An 18,440-nucleotide genomic window follows, 5' to 3' on the forward strand; every position below is an offset into this window, starting at 1 on the left:
GTGATTAGTGGTTTAGCTAATATAATTGCGATCTAAGAATTGCAATTTTTGGTTTATAGCTTTTATATAGGCTTTTTTAAGCGATATCAAGATTTATACCACAAAATGAAAATTAACTATGAGGGTTGGTGGGATTTGTAATGCGTGATTGTAAATTGCTTTTTGTTTGAGGTTTGAAATGAAAAAAGCTGCAAAATTTTGGTTTTGCAGCTTTTTTATTGTTAGTCGTACGGATTGAAAATCGTTGTTATTGTCAATGAAAATGCTAAATCACATATTTTTTTGGGAATTTAAAATTCAGAATTATTAATGTAATATATAATCGTAGATAGTTTCGACAACTTCCCATTTGTCTTTATTTTTTTTCATAATTATAATTTGATTTCTTTGAATTCCACCAGTGCCAGTAATTCCTTCAGAAAATTCGAAAATCACATATTTATTTTGATTGTAGTACATTGGTTCAGAAATAAAGTAAACATTCATTGGACTTCTTTCATACTTATCAAAGAATTCAAAGTTCCATAAGCCTTTCTTTTCTTGGTAAATAAAATTATAATTAGGAAAATCTATAGGTTTCCAAGATCGAGGAATAGTGTCGTTAGAATATATTTTGCACATTTCTTCCCAAGCTTTTTGATTAAATAAAGGGCTTCTATAGTTGTTAGTGTAATGTGATAATTCGTCACCTCCGTAAAAAATCCTTAATGCTCCTTTATTATTGCCTTTTTCCTTAATGACCATACTAGGTTTTTTAGGATTAATATTTCGGCTATCTAAGTAAGCGTTTATAGAGTCATAATCATCAACAGTATTTTGAGCATTTGAAATTAGACTGGTAGTAATTATTGAAATAAGGATAATTATATTTTTCATATTAAATTTTAATTACAAGGTTTTCCTATTGGTATTTGATTTCCTCGTGGCTTATTATACTTTTCGATTGAACCTCTTGCTAATATTCTATTTCTATCAGTATAATTTTTATCATTAGGATCGTTTGGGTAATTTTTATTGAATATATATGTGCCTTCAAGCCCAGCCCAAGCAAAATTATCTAATTTCCAAATTATCCAATAAAATCTGATATTTCCTTCCAACAGGAATAATTTCGCCATTAAGCATTGTAAGTGATTTAAAAGTTACAGCCTTAATTTTGGTAATATTTACAATAAACGAACGATGTACCTGAATGAAATTAGCGCTGTCAATTTCTGCGGCAATGCTCGAGAGCGAACCGTAAATAATAATAGGCGATTTTAGTTTGGTGCTGTACAATTTCATGTAGTTGCCCAAGCTTTCGATATAAATAATATCGCTTAGAAGGGTTTCTGTCATTTGTCCGTTTACGCGGTGCGAAAGGACTTTAGTATCTGTAGTGGTTTCTTTTTTTGTGGTAGCGCCGGAGAAATAAATCCTGGCTTTTTCGATCGCTTTCGAAAATTTTTCGAACGAAATAGGTTTTAGTAAATAATCTATAGCATCATTTTGATACGCCGAAAGAGCAAAGTCAGAATAAGCTGTGGTTACAATGGTAAGCGGTCTTTTGGGTTGTAACTCCATCAATTCGACACCGGAAATTACAGGCATATTAATATCCAGAAAAATAATATCATAGGTGTTTTCGTTGAGCATTTTTACCGCTTCCATACCGCTAAAAGCACTTCCGGAATGTTCCAGGTCGTCAAATTTAGAGATGTGCGATGCAAGCGCCTTATGTGCCGGCGATTCATCGTCTATGATAAGACAGCGGTAGGTAATTGCCATATTTTTAATTTTACTATAAAGATATTCTTTTCTTTCTTGCAGTTTAGTTCGTGTCGTAAACCGTAAACTTCGAGACGTCTTTTTAGGTTTTCGATTCCAATTCCGGTGCTCGAAAGCCGTGAACCTGATTCGAGATAATTGTTCTTTAAAGTAAAAGTCAATTGGTTGCATTTTACCTTTAGATCAACGTTTATAAAAGGTTTCGGCGTTTCGGCAGAGAATTTAACTGCATTCTCTACCAAGGGCAAAAAGAACAAAGGTGGAATATCGATACTATCAAAATCGCCCTCAAAATGCTGAGTCACCACAAGGCGTTCGTTCTGGAAAGTATAATATTCGATGTATTTTTTTATAAAGGCAATTTCTTCTTCCAGAAAAACATAATCTTTTTTGGTCGCTTCAATCTGATAACGAAGCATATCGGAAAGATTTAAAATTCTGTCCGGCAATTTATCAGGATCAGATAACGATTCTCCGTATAAATTATTCATGGCATTCAGTAAAAAATGCGGATTCAATTGCTGTTTCAAAAACGAAAGCTCAGACTTGAAATTCATGATATCCTTATCTGCATCCGTAATTTTTTTAGTGATTACAACATGAATAAAATAAAAAAACATTCCGTTGATAATTAGAGATAATATTTGAAGCGTTTTGAAATTTCCCAAACCAACCAGCGGAAAAAACCAATTCATAAAAAAGTAAAATGAAGTCCAGTAAATGACAAATAGCGTAAAGAATGTTTTTAGCTTTTTTTTGAATAAAAAAGGTCTGATGATAAAAATGTTAAAGATGGTAACCCATATAATACAAGGCAAATACCCAACGGCTATTTTACTAAGCATATAAGACCAATCGTGACCATCTAGTTTTATTTCGTCATAAACACAAGCCAAAATAATCAAAACTATAAAGGTGTTTACGATGATATTTCGGAGAAAAAAGTTCTGATAAATTTTAAGAATCGTCATAACGGCAAAATTAATCTAATATTATAGTTTGTAGCACTTTGTAAAGCATAAATTATACAAACGCCATTCGTATAAATGATACGCCATTGGTATAAATATGCTATTATAATAGCCGCTTCACAATTACTTTTGCTTCGGGTTTTGTGTATTAATTCCAAGAACAATTTTAATTTATTCCCTTTATGAAAGCAAAAATCATCTATGTTTTAATCGTATGTGCGTCGATACGAACGGTGGCTCAGGATAAAGAAGCTCCTATGCAAACCGTAGTAAAAGCAATAACGGATAAATTTCCGACCACAAGAATTTTAGACGTACAATACGAACAATTGGGACCAACAAATTATGATTCACGGCTTTTTGGAGATCGTTTTGAAAGAGGTAGAATAGATGGTCATAATCGTTTAAAAGTAGCGATCAATGTTCCGTTTTTTGCCACACCATCAAAACGGTTTGTTCTAACGGGATCTTTGCGTTATAAATACGAAACCTATGAGTTTGGCGATATTTACAATTATGCTTCGGCTTCGACATACACAAAAGAAAAAGAAGAATTTCATTATTTTGCCGGAGCTTTGAGCGCCACTTATATGGCTAAAATTTTTAATAAACCGGTTATTTACAATGCCACCGCAACTGTCGACGGAAATCAGGATAATGTACAGCGTGTAAAAGGGTTTGTAACGGCCAATATTGTTATTAAAAGAACCGCAAACACTACCATTACCGTTGGGGCTTTGGCTATGATCGATCCTTCGGCAATTATCCCGATCACGCCACTTTTTACTCTTAACCATAAATTTAAGGACTCAAAATGGGATCTGGATTTCATTCTTCCCCAGCGTTTATTGTTCAGAAGAGAACTTTTAGAAAACGGAAGAATTTCCTTTGGAACAGAACTAAATTCTGAAAGTTTTTATTTAAATTTAAATGCTTCAAATTTAAAAGGAATTTACGAGTTAAATCAGTTAGAATTAAAGTCTGGTATTACCTATGAATACCGCATCGCGCCTCAGATAATTGGTTTTTTAAAAGGAGGTGTTAATAATATTTTGAGTACTCGTGTAACAGAAAGAGGTGAACGAACGTCTAATTATATTTATGAGCACGAAGAAGATGCTCAGGGATATTTTAGATTGGGAATCTCTTACAATCCTTTTTAGTTCAGAATTTGTGATATAGCGCAGTTCTATAGTTCATTTATTATTTCATAAAGTATTAAAAATAAATAATTATGGTAGTTGAAGTTTTTAAAACAAATGTTCAAAAAGAAGCAGATACCAATTATATTATTGCCGTAATTCTTACCCAGTTTCCCGATTATAAAATTAATTTTGATCTGGAAGATTGCGACAAAATATTGCGTGTAGAAGGTGTAGATTTAGAGCCAAAAAACATTATTGATTATGTAAATTGTCTGGGTTATACTTGTGTACAATTAGATTAATTTGTTTTTAATGTTTTTTTGATGTCCCTCTTGTGATGAGGTTGGATCAATAAAAAACAGGTATAAATACGTAGCTTTATATACCATTTTATAGATAGTTTTGTACGATGTTTTTCTGAAAATTAAGTTATGACAAGTTTTATTATTTCGCTTTTGCTTTTACTTTTAAAACAGTTTAGTTAACTGTTTAAAAGCTTATTTTGTTTGGTATAGTACTTTTTCAGATTTGAAAAGGTTACTATTCTTTTTGGGCATTATTTTCTACATTTGCAGCTTATGAAAAAAGCGCTCCATCTCTTTGACTTTACACAAAAAGTCAATTACAAAAACGAAATTTTAGCAGGTTTAACAGTCGCTATGACGATGATTCCGGAATCATTGTCGTTTGCTATCCTGGCAGGTTTTCCACCTCTGGTTGGTTTATATGCTGCTTTTATAGCCGGTTTAGTTACTGCGATTTTTGGCGGAAGACCCGGAATGATTTCAGGCGGGGCAGGAGCAACCGTTATTGTTTTGATTGCTTTAATGAAATCTCATGGGATAGAATATGTTTTTGCGGCTGTTGCACTTGGCGGCGTAGTCCAGATTTGTATCGGACTTTTTAAACTCGGAAAATTTATTCGGTTGGTTCCTCAGCCGGTTATGTTTGGTTTCGTAAACGGTTTGGCTGTGGTAATTTTCATGTCGCAACTTGAGCAATTTAAAACGGTTGTCAGCGGGCAAGTTTCGTGGTTACAAGGAACGCCTTTGTATATTATGCTGGGTTTAGTTGCACTTACAATTGGAATCGTATTACTTTTTCCGAAACTGACCAAAGCAGTTCCGGCTTCGTTAGTTGCGATAATGGTAGTTTTTGCTATTGTTTTGATTTTTAATATCGAAACCAAAACGGTCGAAGATATTGCTTCTGTTCAGGGTGGATTTCCTCCTTTTCATATTCCGAATATTCCGCTTTCCTTTGAAACTTTCAAAGTCATATTTCCCTATTCTGTAATTGTTGCCGCCGTAGGTTTAACCGAAGGTTTGCTTACGTTAAATCTTGTCGATGAAATTACCGGAACACGAGGAAACAGCAATCGCGAATGTATCGCACAAGGAAGCTCGAATATTTTAAATGGTTTCTTTTTCGGGATGGGAGGCTGCCCAATGATTGCGCAAACTTTAGTCAATCTTTCGGCAGGTTCAAGAGCACGACTTTCAGGAATTATTGCAGCTTTAACGATTTTATTAATCATACTTTTTGGTGCTCCGGTAATTGGTAAATTGCCTATGGCGGCTTTGGTAGGTGTAATGATGATGGTGGCGATTACAACTTTTGAATGGGCAAGTTTTAGAGTCATCAATAAGATGCCCAAGCACGATATTTTTGTTGGAATTCTGGTTGCAGTAATTACAATTGTATTGCACAATCTGGCTTTAGCAGTTTTAATTGGTGTTATTATTTCAGCCCTTGTTTTTGCCTGGGAAAGTGCCAAAAGAATCCGTGCAAGACATTTTATTGATGAAGCAGGAGTAAAACATTACCAGATTTACGGACCATTATTTTTTGGTTCGATAGCTGCTTTTTTCGAAAAGTTTGATGTTGCAAATGATCCGGATCACGTGATTATTGATTTTAAAGAAAGTCGTGTCGCTGATATGTCGGCAATTGAAGCCTTGAATAATTTGACTAAAAAATACAATCAGCTCAATAAAGTAATAGAACTTCAGCATTTAAGTCCAGATTGTATTACGTTGCTTAAAAATGCCGAAGCGGTTATTAAAGTTAATGTTATAGAAGATCCTACGTATAAGGTGGTTTCTTAATAATGGTAAATGGTTAATTATTAATTATTAATTATCGAATGTCACCCTGAGCGAAGTCGAAGGGCAATCCAATTGGCACGTTAAGATTAATTTTTAAACGAGAAACCCGACAGACTTTTAAAACCTGTCGGGTTTGTTGCGTTTACAAGACGTTTATAATTATCTAATTTTAAATTCTTTGTGTAGTTTGTCAGGCTGAGCGTCCCGAAACTTCGGGAGAGGTCCACGTTCCAATAGGAGCGCCCTTCGACTTCGCTCAGGGTGACACGCCATTTATTATCTAATTGTCACATTTTCTCATTATCTAATTTGTTTGATTTTCGTAACTTTGTCAAATGAAACGAACAGAAACCCTCGAAGATTTTTATACTGTAAAAATAAAAGGAATGCCTGAGAATCTTAAAAAAGAAATCGGACATTTTAATGTTTTTAAACTCGATGATTATGTCGGAAGTACTTGTAATCCTTTGCCATATACGCGAAAAGACTTTTATAAAATAAGTTTAATCATTGGAAAAAACAAAGTGCATTATGCTGATAAAATAGTTTCGATTGACGATCAGGCTTTGTTTTTTGCCAATCCGCAAATTCCGTACAGTTGGGAACATATTGATGAAAACCAAACCGGATTTTTCTGCATTTTTACCGATGCTTTTTTTAGTCAGTTTGGTAATTTAAAAGAATATCCTTTATTCCAGCCTGGAGGAAACCCAATTGTTCCTGTTTCGAAAGAACTGGCTGAATCTTTAAAGATATTATATCTAAGAATGTTTGATGAAATCGACTCGGATTATGCTTTTAAATATGATGTACTTAGAAATTTGGTGTTCGAAATTATCCATCTGGCACTCAAAACACAAACGGTAACTGCTTCATTATACAGTAAATCAAATGCTACAATTAGAGTTTCGTCTTTATTTATGGAATTGCTCGAAAGACAATTTCCGATTGAATCTATTTCGCAGCAAATTAATTTCCGTTCTCCATCTGAATATGCAAATCAGTTAAATGTGCATGTAAACCATTTGAATAAAGCATTAAAAGAAACTACCGGAAAAACCACATCGCAAATTATATCCGAAAGAATTGTTCAGGAAGCCATGATTCTGCTCAAACAAACCAATTGGAATATTAATGAAATTGCATGGTGTTTAGGTTTTGAAGAATTGTCTCATTTTATCAATTTTTTCAAGAAAAGCACTCAGGTTTCACCAAAAGCATATCGTGTAACCGAAATTGTTTGATTTTTGTAACTTCTGGTTTGATTCCTTCAATTTTTAAATAGCACTTCGCCAATACCTTTGTCCTGTAATTAAAATGTAAAAATTTAAAATCATGGAAAATAACAAAGTTTGGTTTATCACAGGTGCTTCAAAAGGACTTGGATTAGAATTGGCTAAAAAATTATTATCAGAAGGTTATAAAGTGGCTGCAACCTCAAGAAGTGAAGATGCATTGATTAAAGTATTTGGAGGTATTTCTGAAAATTTTCTTCCCCTTGAAATGGATTTGGTTGATGAAAAAAGTGTCAAAAATGCAATTGAAGTTGCGGTAAGTTATTTTAAAACAATAGATGTTTTAGTAAATAATGCAGGTTACGGTTTGTTAGGAGCATTAGAAGAGTTAACCGATGCCGAAGCCAGAAAAAATTATGAGGTAAACGTTTTTGGTTTATTAAATGTAATCAGGAATACAGTACCGTATATGCGCGCAAACAGATCCGGACATATCTTTAATATTTCATCTGTTGGAGGTTATCACGGAGGTTTTCCGGGTTGGGGAATCTATTGTTCTACAAAATTTGCTGTAGCAGGTTTAACCGAGTCATTATCTGCAGAAGTAAAAGAATTCGGGATCAATGCTACCATTGTATATCCGGGATATTTTAGAACCGATTTCCTAAAAGACAGTTCTTTATTATTACCACAAAGTCCAATTGCGGACTATAAGGCGGTTAGAGAATCTGAAATCGCTCACAAAGATAGTATCAACGAAAATCAGCCGGGAGATCCTGTAAAATTTGCAACCGCTTTAATCAAAATGAGCAAAGAAGAAAATCCTGCGTTGCATTTATTTGTTGGAGAAGATGCCTATAATATGGCAAATGTAAAAATTGCAGAGGTTCAAAAAGATTTGGAGCAATGGAAATCAGTTTCTGTTTCGACAGGTTTTTAATTAGATAATTAGAGAGTGTGCCAATTTAAAAATTAGATAATTTTGGAATTAGATTAAAGCGATTTCTAATTTGAATAGGCTCCAGCTTTAGCTGGAGTAAAAAAAAATCAGATTGTAAAAAAGGCTTTAGCCAAATGTTAAGTTTGGCTAAAGCCTTTTTTTATTCTTTTAATATCCCCAGCTAAAGCTGGGCGCTATTCATTTGTTTCTGATAATAGCAAATTAATCTGTTAATTCAATTTTCCAATTATCTCATTTTTAAATTGGCACATTCTCTAATTAATTCACCAACATCGATTTCACTTCGCTAAATTTCCCGTCAACTTCATCTATCCGCAGTCCTAAAATATGCGCAATTAAAGGATAAACCGAAACATTCTGAAACGTTTTTACTTCTTTATCAACTTTAAAAGCCGGGCCTTTTGCATAAAAAATGGCGTGCATATCTTTTTCGTTATTGTCATAACCGTGCGTTCCACCTTTTATATGTGTACTTTCTTTGCCTACTAAGCTGTATCCTTTAGCTGCTTCAATAACAAAATCATGAACTCTTGGATTGGTTCCGTAATGGAGTCTTTTAGGAACTTCGGTAGATTTCCAGAATTTAATATGGGGTACTTTTTTTAAGGCATTTGCAATCGAATCCTGATAACCCGGTTTTGCCTGAAGACTCATAATTGGGTTAATTACATCTTTATAATTCAGCCATTCCGGTTTTAGGTAATCTAGAACGGCTACTTTTTTATCATTGCTGATAGCGGCCATTCCGTGATCTGAAACAATAACTAAATTGATTTGTTTTCCGATGGCTAGCTGATCTAATCTTCGGGACAATTCTCCCATAATAGAATCCATTTTGATCACCATTTTTTTGTTCTCCGGAGAAAGCGGACCAAAATTATGTCCGGTATGATCGGGTTCATCAAAATACAAAGTAACCAAATGCGGACGTTGTTTTTCAGGAAGCTGTAACCATTTTAAAACCGTATCGATTCTGGCTCCGTATGGAATTTTATTATCGTAATTTTTATAAATACCAGGATTTCTTTTGTCAATATCAGAACCCGGCCAGAAAAAAGAAGCTGATTTTACGCCTTGTTGTTCGGCTACATTCCAAATTGGGTTTCCGCCATAAAAGCGCGAATCATTTTTTGCCTTGCTTGATAATGAAAAGGATTCGTTGAGTTGGGCATCATAAAAAACATTATTGATAATCCCGTGATGATCGGGATAAAGTCCCGTTACGAGTGAATAGTGATTCGGAAAAGTTTTACTCGGATAAGAAGGTTTCATCGATTTGGCGTGAACACCTTCCTTTGCAATTTGCTTTAAATTCTGAAGATTAAATTGTTTTTGATAATCCCAACGAAATCCATCCATAGAAACCAAAACTACATAAGCGTCTTTATTGGTCTGAGAATAGGAAAAAGTGGTAAGAAGTAAGGATGTAAAAAGTAATAGGTGAGCGGTAAATTTTCTCATTTTGCAATTTTAATAGAACTGCAAAGGTATTAATAACTGAATTTTTAATGAAAAACAGAATGTTAAACTAAAGGAAAGTTTGCCACGAATTTCACGAATTTTCAGGTATGCTTTGTGTAGAAAAAAGGTTACCACAAATTTCACAAATTAGCACAAATTTTTAAGCAGAGTACCTAGGGAAATAATTTGCGGTAATTTGTGAAATTTGCGGTAAAGAATAATCTTTTTAATCCTTTAATCTGTGGCTAAAAGAAAATATATATAAAGATTAGAAAAAAATAATTCGTGAAAATTCGTGTAATTTGTGGCAAAAAAAACGCCAGATTTATGTCTGGCGTTTTAAAATTTAAGAAGTGAGAATGATTACATCATTCCTGGCATACCGCCACCCATTGGCATTCCGCCAGCGCTTTCTTCTTTAATATCAATTAATGCACATTCTGTAGTAAGGATCATTCCGGCAACAGACGCAGCATTTTCTAATGCTACACGTGTTACTTTTTTAGGATCGATAATTCCAGCTTTTAGCATATCTACATATTCGTCAGTTTTAGCATTGTATCCAAAATCACCAGAACCTTCACCAACTTTTGCTACTACTACAGAACCTTCAAGGCCTGCATTTTCAACAATAGTTCTTAATGGAGATTCAACAGCACGAGACACAATCTGAATTCCCGTTGCTTCGTCAGCGTTGTCAGCTTTAAGATCAGCCAATGCAGCTTTTGCTCTTAATAAAGCAACACCACCACCAGCAACAATTCCTTCTTCAACAGCAGCGCGAGTAGCGTGTAACGCATCGTCAACTCTGTCTTTTTTCTCTTTCATTTCAACTTCAGAAGCAGCACCAACATAAAGAACAGCAACACCACCAGCTAATTTAGCCAAACGCTCTTGCAATTTTTCTTTATCATAATCAGATGTAGTAGTTTCCATCTGACCTTTAATTTGGTTTACTCTGTTTTTGATGATATCAGCTTCACCAGCACCACTTACAATAGTAGTGTTGTCTTTATCGATAGAAACTCTTTTTGCAGTTCCTAACATTTCGATAGTTGTATTTTCAAGCGTATAACCTCTTTCTTCAGAAATTACAGTTCCACCAGTTAAGATAGCAATATCTTCTAGCATTGCTTTTCTTCTGTCTCCAAAACCAGGAGCTTTTACAGCAGCAATTTTAAGAGCACCTCTTAATTTATTTACTACAAGAGTAGAAAGAGCTTCTCCGTCAACATCTTCAGCAATAATTAATAATGGTTTTCCTGATTGAGCAACTGGCTCTAAAACTGGTAGTAATTCTTTTAAAGAAGATACTTTTTTGTCGTATAATAAGATGTATGGAGAGTCTAATTCAACTTCCATTTTCTCAGGATTTGTTACGAAGTAAGGAGAAAGATATCCTCTGTCAAACTGCATACCTTCAACAACATCCACGAAAGTGTCAGTTCCTTTAGCTTCTTCAACAGTAATAACACCTTCTTTTCCTACTTTAGCGAAAGCAGTAGCGATTAATTCACCAATAACTTCGTCATTATTTGCAGAGATAGAAGCAATTTGTTTGATTTTATCAGAATCACTTCCAACTACTTTAGCTTGTTTTGCAAGGTCAGCAACGATAGCTTCAACAGCTTTATCGATACCACGTTTCAAGTCCATTGGGTTTGCACCTGCAGCAACGTTTTTAAGACCTTCTTTTACGATTGCCTGAGCTAAAACTGTAGCAGTTGTAGTTCCGTCACCCGCTAAATCATTGGTTTTAGAAGCAACTTCTTTAACCATTTGAGCGCCCATATTTTCTAATGGGTCTTTTAATTCGATTTCTTTTGCAACAGAAACACCATCTTTAGTAACAGTTGGTCCACCAAATGATTTACCAATAATTACATTACGACCTTTTGGTCCAAGAGTTACTTTTACAGCATTTGCTAATGCATCAACACCACGTTTTAATCCGTCACGTGCTTCAATATCAAATTTTATATCTTTTGCCATTTTCTTTTTTTGTTTAATGTTTTATTTGTTTCAGGTTTCCCTAATACTTAATTCTTGAGACCTATCTTTTTTTTAGATTATAGCTAAGATATCATCTTCACGCATAATCAAATAATCAGTTCCTTCAAGTTTTAATTCTGTTCCTGCATATTTACCATAAAGAACAGTATCGCCAACTTTTACGGTCATAGTGTGATCTTTAGATCCATTTCCTACTGCAACTACAGTTCCTTTTTGTGGTTTTTCTTTGGCAGTATCCGGAATAAAAATCCCTGACGCAGTTTTAGTCTCAGCTGCAACAGGCTCAATAAGTACGCGGTCTGAAAGCGGTTTAATGTTTAAAGTCATGATTTATATTATTAATAGTTTATATTTTTTTAATGCTAAAGTAACTTTCAGAAATTGTGCCATGCTCTTAAAACTGACATTATTTCCTAAAAAAAATGCCAGCTTTGACAGGCTGGCATTTTATATTTATTTCAAAATTATTATTTTGCTGCAGGAGTTGCCGGAGCAGGTGTTTGTTGAGCTGGAACAGCAGGTGTGCTAGTAGCAGGAACTTCAGATTTGTCAATAATTTTAGAGTCAGTATCACTTAATGATCCTGTAAAACTTAAACTTGAAAGCAAGATTAAAGCAATCAAAATAGTAGCTAATGTCCAGGTACTTTTATCTAAAAAGTCAGTTGTTTTTTGTACTCCACCTAACATTTGAGTTCCGCTAATTGTAGACGATAATCCGCCTCCTTTAGGGTTTTGAACCATGATTACTACAATCAATAGAAAACAAACTATTGTGATTAAAACTAAAAAAATTGAAAATGTGCTCATTGCTTAATTATTATTGTTATTTTGTTGTAAAATCTTAATATCCGAAATACGGTCTGCAAAGAAACTAATTTTTTCTGGATATTTCAAAATTAATATTTCATATGCTTGTATTGCTTTTGTATATTTTTTTTGTTCCAAATATACTCTGGCCAAAGTTTCCGTCATTAAGTAGGAATTATCTTCTTTGTTAATGTCGAATTGTACTGCAGGGGTTATTGCAGTTTGTTTTATTGGAGATATTTTTGGGTTCGTCTCGATGAATTTATCGATTATTTCTGCCTTTTTCTTTTTCTCCGGATCAATTATTTTTGTCTCAGGTTTTGGTTCGACAGTTTTGGGGGTCTCTTTTGCTTCCTCAGGGCCTTCTGTTCTGTCTATTGGTTCTGTTTTTGCTAATTGAAGCCATTCTTGAAATGAATGCTTTTCATTAACAGAAAAATCAAGTGGTTTTCCTATTTCCAGATTTTCCTCTGCGATTTTTACAGTTTCCGGAACTTCAATTTCTTTTGGTTCTTCTGCTATTTTTGGTTCTTCAAAAACTACTGCATTTGCTTCTTTGATAGAATTCAGTATAGATTGTTCGATAGGATCAACTCTTACTGCAGGAATTTCTGGTTCTGTTATTTCCTCTTCTTCTACTATTTCTTCAAAAAAGGTTGGAGTATGTTCTTTAATCGAAGTTAAAACTGGCTGCTCAACAATTGGTTCCTCTTTTGGTTCCTCGATTTTTACTGCTTCTTCAAAAGTTATATTGGCAACTTCTTTTATAGATTCTAAAATAGACTGCTCCAGAACCGGATCAATTGTTTTTTCTTCAATTTTTACCGGTTCCTCAAAAGTGGTTGGTGCTACTTCTTTAAAAGTATCTAAAATAGATTGCTCGGTAATAGGTTCAATTGTGTCTTCTTCAATTTTTACCGGTTCCTCAAAAGCAGTTGGTGCTACTTCTTTAAAAGTATCTAAAATTGATTGCTCAGTAATTGGTGCTATAATTGGCTCTACTTTGATCTCTTCGATTTTTACGGGTTCTTCAAAAGTAGTTGTTGTCACTTCTTTAAAAGAATCCAAAATCGATTGCTCATCAATTATTTCAATTGTTTTTTCTTCAATTTTTGCAGGTTCTTCAAAAGTATCTGGCGTTACCTCTTTAAAAGAATTCAAAATCGACTGTTCATCAATTATTATAATTGGCTTTTCTTCTGTTGCTGTTGGTTCTGTAAAAGTAGTATTTGTGGCTCCTTTTATAGAATTCAGAATAGATTGTTCAATTGGGTCAATTCGAACTTCTGTTGCTTTTTTGATTTCTTCAAAAGAAACAATTTCGCTATCGTAAACCTTAATTTCTAAAAGATCTCTTAGTTTTTGATCATAAAGATCATTTTGGATAGACGTAAAAGCTTCTGAAGTAATAAAATCAAATAATACAGCGCGATCTGTTGTATGTGCTGCTGTAACCTTTAAGGCATAATTATACTTAAAGCTATTTTGATTGTAAAGTCCTTTTAATCGTAATGCTCTCGCACTTTGAAAATATGGAAATTCATTCAAAACACTTCCTAATGCGTCCGCTTGCTTTTCGGTGATAGCATCGGGTTTGTTCATTAAGTAGGTATAATCAGTTACATTCATTTTTTATTCTTTTAATCTCTTGTTTGTTTAACTATTTAATCATTAAAAAAATCAATTATATCATTAACCGATTTTAACAAATAAACAATTTTACCATTTAGCTAGTGAATCATTAAAAATATCCTGCGTGATTCTTTCGAAAATAGCCTGAAGCGCAGCATTTAAAGTAGCACCTGTTGGTAAACCGCTTCCCGGGAAATCATAATAGAATTCGAATGGTTTCTCAAAATCATCTGTTTCTTTATTTTTATTGGTAAATCGTACATTGATACGAATTGTTAAACGGTTTTGTGCTGCTCCTACATCACCACCTGATGTTACGGCAGTTGCTGTCATTGGAGTCGTTCTGTAATCTACAATTTCTCCTTCGTAAACCAAGTCACCACTATTACTTACTAAGTTTAGATTGGTTTGATTTTGAATTAAATCCTGCAAAGCCAATGTAAATTGCCTGTCGATTCCAGGTTCAATCAAATCGGCATTATTTTGGAAAAAATTAACCTGAAATGTTTTTGCATCAATTTTCCCTGTTCCTGTAAAGTTATAAACAGAGCAGCCACTTAACATAAAAAGGCTCATTAAGGCTAATAAAGAATATATTTTTTTCATAAAATTAATAAGTAATCAAATTCCAATTTTTTAAAATTCCAACTGAAGGAATATTTTTTTTCAAATATACTAATTTGAAACTGGGCGTTAGCGAACAGATAAAGCAATTTGGAATTTGTTTTTTAGATTTTAACCTTTCTAAATTTTGAATTTATTTATTTTTATAAATCGAATTGTTTAATTTTTCGATATAAAGTTCTTTCCGAAATACCTAACTCATCAGCGGCAGCTTTTCGTTTTCCTTTATTTTTTTCTAATGATTTTTTGATCATTTCGATTTCTTTTTGTTCTAAACGTAAAACCTCTTCTTCTTCAATGGTTTCGGCAAACAAGTAGTTATCGTCCTGCATCTGATAATTATCTTCGCGGGTTGCAGGCGTCATAACAGCGGTTCTAGGTTCTTCTTCAAAATCTATTTCGCTTTCATTTTCCTGCGAACCGTATATTTTCTGAATCAAGTTAGGGTTGATATCCTGCACTTTTGTACCATTTTTCATCAATTCCAGAGTCAGTTTTTTTAGGTCATTCAGATCGCTTTTCATATCAAAAAGCACTTTATATAAAATGTCTCTTTCGGTACTAAAGTCACTTTCTTTTTTCTTGTCGCTAATTACAGACGGCAAATTAGTGCCCTCAGTTGGTAAATACGATTGTAAAGTCGCCAGAGTAATATCACGATTTGTTTCTAAAACCGAGATTTGTTCGGCTACATTTCGCAACTGACGAATGTTTCCATTCCATCTGAATTTTTGCAAAAGCTGAACCGCATCGTCATCTAACTTTAACGGTGGCATTTTGTATTTATGTGCAAAATCTGCAACAAATTTTCTGAATAATAAATGAATGTCTTCGTTTCTTTCGCGCAAGGGCGGCAAAGTAATTTCGACAGTGGTCAAACGATAATACAAATCCTCACGGAATTTTCCCTTTTCAATAGCATTAAATAGGTTTACGTTTGTAGCCGCTACGATTCGAACATTTGTTTTTTGAACTTGTGATGAACCTACTTTTATAAACTCACCATTTTCAAGCACACGAAGCAAACGAACCTGAGTTGTCAGTGGTAATTCACCCACTTCATCCAGAAAAATAGTTCCGCCATCGGCAACTTCAAAATAACCTTCACGGGTGCTTGTAGCTCCTGTAAAAGCGCCTTTTTCGTGACCAAAAAGTTCACTATCGATAGTTCCTTCTGGAATTGCACCACAGTTTACCGCAATATATTTACCATGCTTTCTGTGCGAAAGCGAATGTATTATTCTTGGAATATTTTCTTTACCAACACCACTTTCCCCAGTTACCATTACCGAAATATCAGTAGGAGCAACCTGAATGGCTTTTTCGATGGCACGATTTAATTTAGGATCATTTCCTATAATCTCAAATCGTTGTTTTATTGCTTGAACTGTTTCCATGTATGTTTTTTTTCTTTTGCCACAGATTAAATGATTAACTCAGATTCTCTAAATTATAAAATAAATCTTTTATGCTGAAGAGATTTTGTTTGAAAGTTGATAAGTAATCCCAATTCTGAACCTGACAATTTTATATAGTTTAAAATCTGAGCAATATGTTCACTCGAAAATTCTTTTATTGCTTTTACCTCTAAAACAATATCTTCATTAATAATGAAGTCAGCGTAAAATTTATGAGGTAAGATTTTACCTTTATATTCAATTGAATATTCTTTTTCCCTTTCGAAAGGGATGTTATTTTCTCTAAATTCTATTTCTAAAGCATCTTTATAAACTATTTCTAATAATCCTGGTCCAAGATTATTGTGGACTTCCATGCATATTCCAATAATCTTATAAGTCTCTTTTTCTCTATAATATTGCATAAACTAATTAATTTTTACCATTAAACTTTAAATAAGAAAAATAATACAAAAAAAATCATTTTATTCATTTAATCTGTGGCAAAAAAAATTAATTCATGCTGCTAAGTCCAACTGCCTCACCCTTAAGTGTTCCAGAAGTACAACTTGTAATTTTTACGTTTACAAAATCTCCAATCTTATAATTCTCTTTAGGGAAAACAACCGTAATACTTTGAGAATTTCTTCCTGAGAATTCTTCGGTTGATTTTTTAGAAACTTTTTCAACTAAAACTTCTACAACTTTACCAACGAATTCTTCACTTCTAAACCAGGCATGTTTTTGTTGTAGATCGACAATTTCCTGCAATCTTCTCGCTTTAGTTTCTTCCGGAACATCATCTTCCATTTTTCTTCCTGCCAAAGTTCCAGGACGTTCAGAATACGAATACATATAACCAAAATTATATTTTACATATTCCATCAAACTCATTGTATCTTGGTGATCTTCTTCGGTTTCTGTTGGGAAACCAGCGATCATATCTTGCGAAATCGAAGCATCTGGGATAATCGCCTTGATTTTATCAATCAAAGTCATGTATTCTTCACGAGTATGCAAACGATTCATTTCTTTTAGAATTCGGTCACTTCCTGATTGAACCGGTAAGTGAATGTGCTTACAAATATTTGGATATTTCGCAATAACATGCAAGATACTCTCATGCATATCCTGCGGATTAGAAGTCGAAAAACGAATACGCATTTTAGGAAAACCAACAGCAACCATTTCAAGCAATTGATCAAAATCAACCGCTGTCGCTTTTTGCATATCCGATGCGTTTACGAAGTCTTTTTTCAAACCGCCGCCGTACCAAAGGTAACTATCAACGTTTTGACCTAAAAGTGTAATTTCCTTAAAGCCTTTATCCCAAAGATCCTGAATTTCCTTCATAATACTTTGAGGTTCACGACTACGCTCACGACCACGAGTAAAAGGAACAACGCAAAATGTGCACATATTATCGCAGCCACGAGTGATCGAAACCAAAGCTGTGATTCCGTTGCTCATCAAACGAACCGGCGAAATATCACCGTACGTTTCCTCTTTCGATAAAATTACATTAATAGCGTCGCGGCCTTCCTCAACCTCTGCCAATAAATTCGGCAAATCTTTGTAAGCATCAGGACCAACAACAAGGTCAACAATTTTTTCTTCTTCCAGAAACTGACTTTTCAAACGCTCGGCCATACAGCCCAAAACGCCCACTTTCATTTTTGGGTTAATACGTTTTACCGCATTATATTTCTCTAAACGCTTACGAATAGTCTGTTCTGCCTTGTCTCGAATCGAGCAAGTGTTTACAAGAACCAAATCAGCATCTTCAAGAGTTTGTGTAGTGTTATATCCGTTTATCGATAAAATAGAAGCTACAACTTCACTGTCCGAAAAATTCATCGCACAACCGTAACTTTCTATAAAAAGTTTTTTAGTATTCTCAGGTTTATTCTCCAAAACAAGACTTTCGCCCTGTTTGCTTTGCTCAATAATCTTTTCCATTGTATAATTTCAAAGTGCAAAGATAACGTAAAAGGTATAAAGATGACAAGATGGCAGAGAAAAGATTTTAGATTTTAGAATTCAGATTTTAGATTAACACAAAGCTTTGTGAACTTCTTCTGAAATTTTGAGCTTAAATCAAAACTTAGCGAACTTAGCGTAAAACCTTTGCGAATTCCGCGGTTAAATTTTTCGCCACAGATTAAAAAATAGAAAATGATTCTCAAAGCTTTGCGGAGTTAGCCTGAAATTTTCAGCTCAATCTAACTTTGTGAACTTTGTGTAAAACCTTTGTGAACTCTGCGGTTAAATTTTTCGCCGCAGATTAAAAATCTAAACATAATCCTCAAAGCTTTGT

The 18,440-nt window shown here is 34.0% G+C and carries 17 protein-coding genes; 5 read left to right on the plus strand and 12 right to left on the minus strand.

Translation table 11 applies throughout. From position 1 onward, the window contains the following. Positions 1-306: 306 nt before the first annotated feature. The 3 genes from LNP81_RS10150 to LNP81_RS10160 all read right to left on the minus strand — a co-directional run bounded on the left by LNP81_RS10150 (position 307) and on the right by LNP81_RS10160 (position 2,738). Positions 307-876, minus strand: coding sequence for a hypothetical protein (locus LNP81_RS10150; RefSeq protein WP_230035507.1), 570 nt, complete (start codon positions 874-876; stop codon positions 307-309). Between the two features lie 177 nt (positions 877-1,053). After that, positions 1,054-1,767 (minus strand): LytR/AlgR family response regulator transcription factor, encoded by a 714-nt coding sequence (locus tag LNP81_RS10155; protein WP_230035509.1) that lies wholly within the window; start codon positions 1,765-1,767, stop codon positions 1,054-1,056. Continuing rightward, complete coding sequence (locus tag LNP81_RS10160; protein ID WP_230035511.1) at positions 1,737-2,738, minus strand: sensor histidine kinase; 1,002 nt, start codon at positions 2,736-2,738, stop codon at positions 1,737-1,739. The genes LNP81_RS10155 and LNP81_RS10160 overlap by 31 nt, the downstream gene beginning before the upstream one ends. A gap of 182 nt (positions 2,739-2,920) precedes the next feature. Between LNP81_RS10160 and LNP81_RS10165 the strand changes: the two genes are divergently transcribed. From LNP81_RS10165 to LNP81_RS10185, 5 genes are all read left to right on the plus strand, one after another. Continuing rightward, on the plus strand, positions 2,921-3,901 hold the full coding sequence (locus tag LNP81_RS10165) for a hypothetical protein (RefSeq protein ID WP_230035513.1): 981 nt from the start codon (positions 2,921-2,923) through the stop codon (positions 3,899-3,901). 71 nt (positions 3,902-3,972) lie between these two features. Beyond that, positions 3,973-4,185 (plus strand): hypothetical protein, encoded by a 213-nt coding sequence (locus tag LNP81_RS10170; protein WP_230035515.1) that lies wholly within the window; start codon positions 3,973-3,975, stop codon positions 4,183-4,185. 276 nt (positions 4,186-4,461) lie between these two features. Continuing rightward, complete coding sequence (locus LNP81_RS10175; protein WP_230035517.1) at positions 4,462-5,991, plus strand: SulP family inorganic anion transporter; 1,530 nt, start codon at positions 4,462-4,464, stop codon at positions 5,989-5,991. A gap of 335 nt (positions 5,992-6,326) precedes the next feature. Continuing rightward, positions 6,327-7,235, plus strand: coding sequence for a helix-turn-helix domain-containing protein (locus LNP81_RS10180; RefSeq protein ID WP_230035520.1), 909 nt, complete (start codon positions 6,327-6,329; stop codon positions 7,233-7,235). 91 nt (positions 7,236-7,326) lie between these two features. After that, positions 7,327-8,166 carry an SDR family NAD(P)-dependent oxidoreductase gene (locus tag LNP81_RS10185; RefSeq protein ID WP_230035522.1) on the plus strand — a complete coding sequence of 280 codons (840 nt, stop codon included), beginning with the start codon at positions 7,327-7,329 and terminating at the stop codon, positions 8,164-8,166. Positions 8,167-8,445: 279 nt separating this feature from the next. Here LNP81_RS10185 and LNP81_RS10190 read toward each other — a convergent pair whose 3' ends face one another. The 9 genes from LNP81_RS10190 to miaB all read right to left on the minus strand — a co-directional run bounded on the left by LNP81_RS10190 (position 8,446) and on the right by miaB (position 18,082). Then, complete coding sequence (locus LNP81_RS10190) at positions 8,446-9,648, minus strand: alkaline phosphatase family protein (protein ID WP_230035524.1); 1,203 nt, start codon at positions 9,646-9,648, stop codon at positions 8,446-8,448. A 363-nt stretch (positions 9,649-10,011) separates the two neighbouring features. Beyond that, positions 10,012-11,640: a chaperonin GroEL gene (gene groL, locus LNP81_RS10195; protein ID WP_029273328.1), complete on the minus strand. Its 1,629-nt coding sequence runs from the start codon at positions 11,638-11,640 to the stop codon at positions 10,012-10,014. A 72-nt stretch (positions 11,641-11,712) separates the two neighbouring features. After that, positions 11,713-11,988 (minus strand): co-chaperone GroES, encoded by a 276-nt coding sequence (locus LNP81_RS10200; RefSeq protein ID WP_007806577.1) that lies wholly within the window; start codon positions 11,986-11,988, stop codon positions 11,713-11,715. 140 nt (positions 11,989-12,128) lie between these two features. After that, a complete protein-coding gene (gene secG / locus LNP81_RS10205) occupies positions 12,129-12,470 on the minus strand; it encodes a preprotein translocase subunit SecG (RefSeq protein ID WP_230035526.1) in 342 nt (113 codons plus the stop codon). Positions 12,471-12,473: 3 nt separating this feature from the next. After that, entirely contained in the window at positions 12,474-14,099 is a 1,626-nt protein-coding gene (locus tag LNP81_RS10210; RefSeq protein WP_230035529.1) for a tetratricopeptide repeat protein, read from the minus strand. 90 nt (positions 14,100-14,189) lie between these two features. Further along, on the minus strand, positions 14,190-14,708 hold the full coding sequence (locus tag LNP81_RS10215) for an LptE family protein (protein ID WP_230035531.1): 519 nt from the start codon (positions 14,706-14,708) through the stop codon (positions 14,190-14,192). Positions 14,709-14,869: 161 nt separating this feature from the next. Beyond that, positions 14,870-16,123: a sigma-54 interaction domain-containing protein gene (locus tag LNP81_RS10220; RefSeq protein ID WP_194618651.1), complete on the minus strand. Its 1,254-nt coding sequence runs from the start codon at positions 16,121-16,123 to the stop codon at positions 14,870-14,872. Positions 16,124-16,176: 53 nt separating this feature from the next. Next, positions 16,177-16,548: a GxxExxY protein gene (locus LNP81_RS10225; RefSeq protein ID WP_230035533.1), complete on the minus strand. Its 372-nt coding sequence runs from the start codon at positions 16,546-16,548 to the stop codon at positions 16,177-16,179. An 88-nt stretch (positions 16,549-16,636) separates the two neighbouring features. Next, positions 16,637-18,082, minus strand: a complete 1,446-nt coding sequence (gene miaB / locus LNP81_RS10230) for a tRNA (N6-isopentenyl adenosine(37)-C2)-methylthiotransferase MiaB (RefSeq protein WP_230035535.1) — start codon at positions 18,080-18,082, stop codon at positions 16,637-16,639. Positions 18,083-18,440: the final 358 nt, after the last annotated feature.

The sequence above is a fragment of the Flavobacterium piscisymbiosum genome (assembly GCF_020905295.1).
Lineage (GTDB): Bacteria > Bacteroidota > Bacteroidia > Flavobacteriales > Flavobacteriaceae > Flavobacterium > Flavobacterium piscisymbiosum.